The sequence below is a fragment of the Allomuricauda sp. XS_ASV26 genome (genome assembly GCF_041224615.1).
GTDB classification, from domain to species: Bacteria; Bacteroidota; Bacteroidia; order Flavobacteriales; family Flavobacteriaceae; genus Flagellimonas; species Flagellimonas alginolytica.
Genome location: NZ_JBGFGK010000033.1, coordinates 375,916 through 383,412 on the forward strand (window position 1 = coordinate 375,916; position 7,497 = coordinate 383,412).

The window sequence follows — 7,497 nt, forward strand, 5'->3', positions numbered from 1 at the left end:
GCTGGTTACCAAATTCTAACCTAACTTTCTAAGCAATTTTTTTGCCACCAAAGAGATTGCGATTTTTTGGAACAATGGAGCCAAACCTCCCAATATATTGGCTGGGTAAAATTCCTCTTTGGTATTCTGTACCGCTAATTTTACCTTTTCCTCGTGTATCTGCCTTTGTAACTTTAGGATTTTAAGGTCTCGGTCTATCTCTTCAAAAGATGTGTATTCGGTATGCATCATAACTCATCAAAATAAAATTTAGAAAATCGTTTTAAAAGTGGCTTTTCTATCCTTTTTCTGAGAATAAAAAGAACAATACCTATCAGTACATAAAAGCATCCTACCAATAAAAAGCCCGTTGCGGTATTGCCCGTCCATGATCCCAACCAAAAAGCAGCGCTTATCGATAAAAACAAAAGGGCAATGGATGCAAAGCCACCTATAAACAATGCCTTTGTGGCCATAGTGATTCCTTTCATCATGGACTTAAAACTCTGCAGTCTGTATAGGTCCAGGCTGTTTTTTAGGTAGTTCTTCACACCATCCTCTACATAACCCACTTGCTCTTTAATGTCTTCGAATGCCATATATTACTTTTGAAGTTGGGCATTCTTTTCTCTAAGGTCTTCCAGCTTTTTCTCCAATGCTACTAAAATATCATCGGCCTTATAGCTCATATTGGAAAGGGTATCCTCCAATTTTTCCTCAAATTCAACTTTTTTGGCATCCGCCGTTTTAGAGAACTCATCCTTGGCGTTGTGAAGACTTTGTGCAAGATCGTCTTTGGCCTTAACGGCACTTTTTTTAATTTTCTTTCTGGTTTTCTTTCCTTTGTCCGGAGCATATAAAATTCCTATTCCGGCACCCACAACGGCTCCGGTTAATAATGCGGTTAATACGTTTCCAGTGTTATTTGACATAATGTTATCTATTTTTAATTAAACTTTGTTTTAACAAACCAATCAATCTGATGAACAATTGATTTATTCCAAAATTAAAGCGCCAAAAGAACGATGATCGATTCAATCGCTCTAATCCTTGACGCTTTAGATAACTTTTGACAAAATATTAAGAATAAAGCCTTTTAAGCAACCATAGTGGTTCACATCATGCAAATAGATTCCAGAAAAACAAAACGCTTGCAAAACGCAAATAAAAAGCAGCTTTTTGATAAGGTAACTCAATGGACAACAAGTACAGAATAAATAAGTCTTATACTATCCTTTTTGCTCCAATTTGGCCCAAGTGTCCCTTAAAGTAACCGTTCTGTTGAACACCAACTTTTCTGGAGTGGAATCTTTATCAACATTAAAATATCCCATACGTTGAAATTGCATTTGGTCTCCAACTTGTGAATCTTTGAGACTCGGCTCCAAATAACCTGTTACCTTTTGTAATGAATTTTGATTAAGAAAATCGAAAAAATCCTTGTCCTTATGACCATCTGGTGTTGGGTCCGTGAACAAACGATCGTACAATCTAACCTCTGCTGTAATGGCATGTGGTACAGAGACCCAGTGTAAAGTTCCTTTCACTTTTCGAAGACTTTCTTCGGTGCCGGAGCCACTTTTGCTTTTTGGGTCGTAAGTACATTGCACTTCGGTAATATTACCTTCGTTATCCTTTGTGCAGGTTTCGGCTTTAATAATGTATCCATTCTTTAAACGTACTTCACCACCAAGTTTTAACCTAAAGAATTTTCTGTTGGCCTCTTCTCTAAAATCTTCCTGTTCTATATAAATTTCCCTGGAAAATGGTACTTGTCGACTTCCTGCGGACTCATCCTCCGGATTGTTCTCGGCCACCAACCATTCTTCTTTTCCTTCTTCATAGTTGGTGATAACCACTTTTAATGGGTTTAAAACACCCATGACCCGTGGTGCAATTTTATTTAAATGCTCCCTTACACAAAAATCCAATAACGAGACATCTACCACGTTTTCCCTTTTGGCAATACCAATGATATCCGCAAAATTTCTAATGGACTCAGGTGTAAAACCTCTTCTTCGCAATCCAGAAATTGTTGGCATTCTTGGGTCGTCCCACCCGGAAACAACACCCTTTTCCACTAATTGCAGCAGTTTACGCTTGCTCACAACGGTATGGCTTAGGTTCCTACGGGCAAATTCCCGTTGTTTTGGCCTAAGTTTATTGGAAGATACCACTTGGTCTAAAAACCAATCGTAGAGTTCTCTGTGGGGCAAAAACTCCAATGTACACAAAGAATGAGATACTTGTTCAATATAATCGCTTTCGCCATGCGTCCAGTCGTACATGGGATATATACACCAATCGGTATTTGTTCTGTGATGTGCTTTGTGTAAAATTCGGTACATTACCGGATCACGCATCAACATATTGGAAGATGCCATGTCAATCTTAGCCCTAAGAACATGTTCCCCGTCTTTAAACCGTCCCTCTTTCATACCTTTGAAAAGCTCTAAATTCTCTTCAACGGAACGATTTCTGTACGGACTTTCCTTACCTGGTTCGGTAGGTGTACCTTTTTGTTCGGCAATTTGTTCGGAAGTTTGGCTATCTACATAAGCCTTTTTCTCCTTAATCAAGTATACGGCCCAATCGTACAACTGCTGAAAATAATCGGATGCATAACACTCTTTGTCCCATTTAAAACCGAGCCATTCCACATCGTTTTTAATCGCTTCAACATACTCTTTCTCCTCCTTGGCCGGATTAGTGTCGTCAAAACGCAAATTAACAGGTGCGTTGTACCGTAATCCCAATCCAAAATTGAGACAAATGGAACTTGCATGTCCAATATGCAAATATCCATTGGGTTCAGGAGGAAATCGGAACCTTAAATCGTTCTTTACATAACCTTTTGTTAGGTCTTCCTCGATAATGTGTTCTATAAAATTGAGCGATCTAGCTTCTTCTGACATACCCTTGATTTGATGCGCAAATGTAGTAAAATCCCATGTTGATAGCTATTTTTAGTGCATCTGTGTATACAAAGTAGGCATTTTCACAACAGATTTTCAGCGACCTACAACAATATCTTTCCATTCGTCGAAAATAGAATCATATTTGTTATTGGATTACTATATGAAAAAGAGACGCCTGAACACCGTCTTTTGAAAGAATTACTATTAAGGGGCACAAACTAACAGGGCTATATGGCCCATAACCTCTTAAAATCTAACGGTGATGAAAAAAAGTAATTCAACAAATAGCATTTTAGTTCTGGCCTTGGCTTTTGTGCTATTTGGTACCCTGAGCGTACACGCTCAAATTCTCAACAAACCTGTACCCGCAGACAACCCCAACCTAGCCGGAAACTCCGCTTGGACCGCGGTTTGTGCATCGGCAGGTTTTAACGAATACTTCGTAAACTTTACTTGGCTACCGCCCATGGTGGACAGTAGCAACGAATTTATCCTTGAATTATCGGATAGCGATGGATACTTTTCTTCACCTACCGAACTTGCCAGGGTTAGCGACAAAAACGGAACTTTTGATTTTGAGTTTGAGTTTGCCCTGCCAACGAACATAAGAGGTGACAACTTTAAAATGAGGGTACGCAGCACCAGCCCGGCCAAGACCAGTCCGCCGTCTGATGCATTTTCCATGTACTTTATCGACTATAATTCACCATTGCTAATTAGTGAGAACGGGAGCGGAACCATCCCTTCCGGAGGCCAGATTCAAATCTGTGGGGGAGGATCGGTAACCTTAAAGCCGCACAATATCCCAAATGCAGATTCTTATATCTACAATTGGTATCGAAGCGGTACACTACTTCCTCAAAAATCAGAGAGCATCACCGTTTCTGATCCTGGAATGTACTACGTAGAATTGGATTATGGCAATTGTTCGGGCTCGGCCAACACCTTGTCCAATACCATAGAAATAACAACTGGAACCAGTTCTGGGCTTGCTATTAACGGAGCCAGTTCCATTGAGGTTTGTCCCGGTGCAACACATCTTTTGGAGGCGAACATTAGCGGAATGGGATATACCTATACCTGGTATAAAAACGGAAATATAGTCAGCGGCCCTACGGTTGATGGTAGCTCGTATACAGTAAATGCCAACATCTCAGGGTTTGAAGGTTCTTATGTTGTAGAAATAGAAGGTTCCGGAATATGCAAAGAATCCTCTAACGCAGTTGTTGTTTCCAATTCAGGTTCTTTTGATATCACTTTGGACCATGAAGAAAATATTGTTTTGCTTCCGTCTCAGAATAAAACCTTATCCGTAAGTACCACCGCGACCAATGCTACCTATCAATGGTATAAAAATGGTTCGCCCATTACCGATGCAACCAATAGTTCTTTGGATATTGATACTGTGGGTGAGTACTATGTAGAAGTAACCGAAAATGGTGGTCCGTGTACCCCGGCACCTTTGGCTTCCGCTACTACAACAGTGGTTTCGCCAGAATCCTTTGAACTCGTAATCGACTATGTGGGCACTTACACTTCTTGCGCCAGTACCGACGCAACCATGAGCTTAACGACTATAAATGCAGTTGGCGAAAACGGCTCCAAAACAGATGTTACGGCCGATCTACATAGTTCTTTCAGTTACCAGTGGAAGCAAGAAGGTACCAACATAGCTGGGGAAAACTCCAAAACTATCACCATATCCGATCAAGAGGGCAACGGAAATTATACCTTATTTGGATCTATAGACGCTTTTGATGCTATTTCCAATGGACTTGAAGTTCAACTAGCTTCGAATGAATCCTTGGTAATAACCGCAAATAGCACGGTGCTCTGTGAAGGAGGAGAAGCTATTGTATTAAATAGTGGATTGGATCTTACCGACCAAGCCTTTGAATGGCAAAAAGATGGTACCGTAGTAGATACGGCTTCTGAAGCACTTACCGTAACCGCTGCCGGTGTATATCAATTGATCATAAACACAAATGATTGTCCATTGATTTCCAATGAGGTGACCATAACTAATTTTGATGAGTCTTTACTGGTACTGGATAAATCCAAAGACCTCATCATAATCGAAGGGGAAACCGAAACAATTACCGCTAGCGGTGCCGACTCCTATGAGTGGTACGATGCTGGCAACAACCTAATATCATCCAGTAATTCTTACGATTTTACAGAAGAAGGAGAATACTTGCTAATTGCCAGCTTTGGTACATGTACCCTTAGCAAGGTGATCACAATAACCTATAGGGATATGTTTGCCATACCGAACGTTATAACTACGAACGGTGATGGAATCAACGACCTATGGGTTTTGCCGAACACTTATTCCAGAGACCCCAACGTTCTCGTTACCATATTTAATGAGCGCGGAGAACAGGTATTCAGCCAAGCCGGCTACGAAAATAATTGGCCTCAATCCACCACATCCTTTAACAAACAGAGCATGATTTTCTATTACAAGATCACGCGAGGTGGTAAAAGCCTTAAACAAGGAACTATCACAGTTATTAAATAAGCAGCAATGCAAATCAACAAACCTCTACTATTACTAACTTTCTTGCTACTTGCCTTCTCACCAACGAGAGGACAGGAAGAGGAAGTGTACGTACCCTATAACGTGCCTTCTCAAAACCTTTTGAAGTTCAATCGATTTTTGTTGAACCCCACCTTTTCCACGGTTCGGGAAGACAAGTCGTACATCAATCTATTCCATAGAAACCAATCAGTATCTTTTGATGACAACAACCAGGTTTACTTCTTGAGCTATAGTGGTAGAGTTAGCGATAGAAGTGGTGTGGGTTTAAGCTTGTTCACCAACAGGGAAGGGCTGTTCAACAATTTTGGTGTACATGCCAACTACGCCTATGGTGTTAGGTTAAGCACCAACAGTACTTTTACTTTTGGTGCCAATGTTAGCTACTACCAAAGTGCATTCAACCGCGATCGAGTAAACTCTGTCGAAGTAGACCCTTTCTTGGATACTTTGGAAAGTAGCTCCTTGGTAAGCTTTCAACCAGGATTCAACTTCTCCATTGGTAAATTCGATATTGGTGGCTTTGCAGAGAACCTTTTCGATTATAATCTTAAAACCAGCGAATCGGTAACCGATTTTAACGAAAAAACCTATTCCGGTCACTTACAATATACCCATCAGTTCGAAAACGGAACAGGTATTATGGAGCAGGCCCGTTTAATGCCATTGGCAAGGGTGCGCAAAATAGGTGAAGAAGAAATTACCCTTGGTGGTAACCTTATCTTGGATTTGCCAAAACTAGGGTGGGTGCAAGCTGGCTACGATGACTTTTATGGTGCATCGGCAGGTTTAGGATTTAACCTTACCAAAAATATATCGCTGGGTTATACAGTAGAAAAAGGATTGTCCAACGAGTTCGAAAACTTTGGGGTCACCCACGAAATCTCTCTCGCCTATTCCTTTACCCCCAATCTAACGGAAGACAGGGTAATGTTGGAAAAAGAAGGAGAAGACTTAGTGTCGAACGAAGAAGATGTACCCCAGGACAGTTTAAGCATTACCGATAAAGACCTAGAAATAGCCCAATTAAAAGATAAATTGGCAGAAAACGATGCCATTCTCGATGAATTGCTCATGCGTCAAGATTCCATAGAATCCAACCGTAGGCAAGATCTTGAAAAACGCTTTGAGACCGTTATGAAGATGGTTCAGCGCGAAACCCGTGGACAAAACCCGGAGCTGGAGGAAAAGGCCAAAGAAGTGTACTTCGCCAATATGGACAGTGCCGATATCGTAACAAGAAAAAAGCAACCGCTTGCCAACCATGGTCTATCCAATACTACAGCTACCAAAAAGGTAATAAAGATCAACGAGGCAAAAGATAATACCAATAAGGCCTATGCCTCAACTGCAAGGGCAAAACAGGACAGAACCTATAGAAATACAAAAAACAATAAAGTAAAATTCAAAGCTCATGTTGTTCCAAATGTGGAAAGCGGACATTACTTGATCGCCAATGTGTTTAGGGACAAGGACAACCTGCATTCTTTTATAGAAAAACTACAGGCACAAGGCATTGAGGCCGATTACTTTGAAAATCCGAAAAACGGACTCAACTATGTCTATATCGCCGAGTTTAACGACAAGAAAGAAGCCTTACATGCCTATCGCACAAAAATGAACGGAACTTACCAAGGAGACGCCTGGGTAATGAACGTAAACGGAGGAAACTCGCCAATTGCTGGATACAATGAAGAAAGCAATACTAAAAAATCCAAATATGGAAATAGCTTATTGTCCAAAAACATCGCAGCAAATTCTGGAGGAAAACGCCATGTGGTAATAAGAACCCATTCTGGAGAAGGATTGCCCGAAGGGTATTACATTATTGCCAATGTGTTCGAAAACTCTACAAGCGCGAAAGAATTTGTTAAAGAACTAAATGCCAGAGGACTACATGCCAGTTACTTTATAAGCCCCCAGGACAAGCACAGGTATGTGTACTTAAAGAAACACGATACTTGGAGCAATGCATTGACCTCTTACTATACCAAACTCAACGCATCGTATGAAGACGATATGTGGATCATGCGAATAAAACCAAACACAACCATTTAACCA

6 protein-coding genes are annotated in these 7,497 nt (G+C 40.7%); 2 read left to right on the forward strand and 4 right to left on the reverse strand.

Annotated features, from left to right (window positions below; all coding sequences use genetic code 11):
- Nucleotides 1-15: 15 nt before the first annotated feature.
- The 4 genes from AB9K32_RS13855 to AB9K32_RS13870 form a co-directional block, all read right to left on the reverse strand.
- The gene (locus tag AB9K32_RS13855) at nucleotides 16-231 is read right to left on the reverse strand and encodes a DUF6327 family protein (RefSeq protein WP_252081002.1); all 216 of its coding nucleotides are present in this window, start codon (nucleotides 229-231) and stop codon (nucleotides 16-18) included.
- A complete protein-coding gene (locus tag AB9K32_RS13860; protein WP_293298071.1) occupies nucleotides 228-578 on the reverse strand; it encodes a phage holin family protein in 351 nt (116 codons plus the stop codon). Before AB9K32_RS13860 ends, AB9K32_RS13855 begins: the two co-directional genes overlap by 4 nt.
- Nucleotides 579-581: 3 nt before the next feature.
- Complete coding sequence (locus AB9K32_RS13865; protein WP_224835976.1) at nucleotides 582-911, reverse strand: YtxH domain-containing protein; 330 nt, start codon at nucleotides 909-911, stop codon at nucleotides 582-584.
- 297 nt (nucleotides 912-1,208) lie between these two features.
- Nucleotides 1,209-2,894 carry a glutamine--tRNA ligase/YqeY domain fusion protein gene (locus tag AB9K32_RS13870; RefSeq protein WP_369885514.1) on the reverse strand — a complete coding sequence of 562 codons (1,686 nt, stop codon included), beginning with the start codon at nucleotides 2,892-2,894 and terminating at the stop codon, nucleotides 1,209-1,211.
- Between the two features lie 265 nt (nucleotides 2,895-3,159).
- On the opposite strand from AB9K32_RS13870, the gene AB9K32_RS13875 reads away from it, so the two are divergent.
- Together AB9K32_RS13875 and AB9K32_RS13880 are read left to right on the forward strand one after the other, a co-directional pair.
- On the forward strand, nucleotides 3,160-5,418 hold the full coding sequence (locus AB9K32_RS13875; protein WP_369885515.1) for a gliding motility-associated C-terminal domain-containing protein: 2,259 nt from the start codon (nucleotides 3,160-3,162) through the stop codon (nucleotides 5,416-5,418).
- Nucleotides 5,419-5,424: 6 nt separating this feature from the next.
- On the forward strand, nucleotides 5,425-7,494 hold the full coding sequence (locus AB9K32_RS13880) for a PorP/SprF family type IX secretion system membrane protein (protein ID WP_369885516.1): 2,070 nt from the start codon (nucleotides 5,425-5,427) through the stop codon (nucleotides 7,492-7,494).
- The last annotated feature ends 3 nt before the right edge of the window (nucleotides 7,495-7,497 follow it).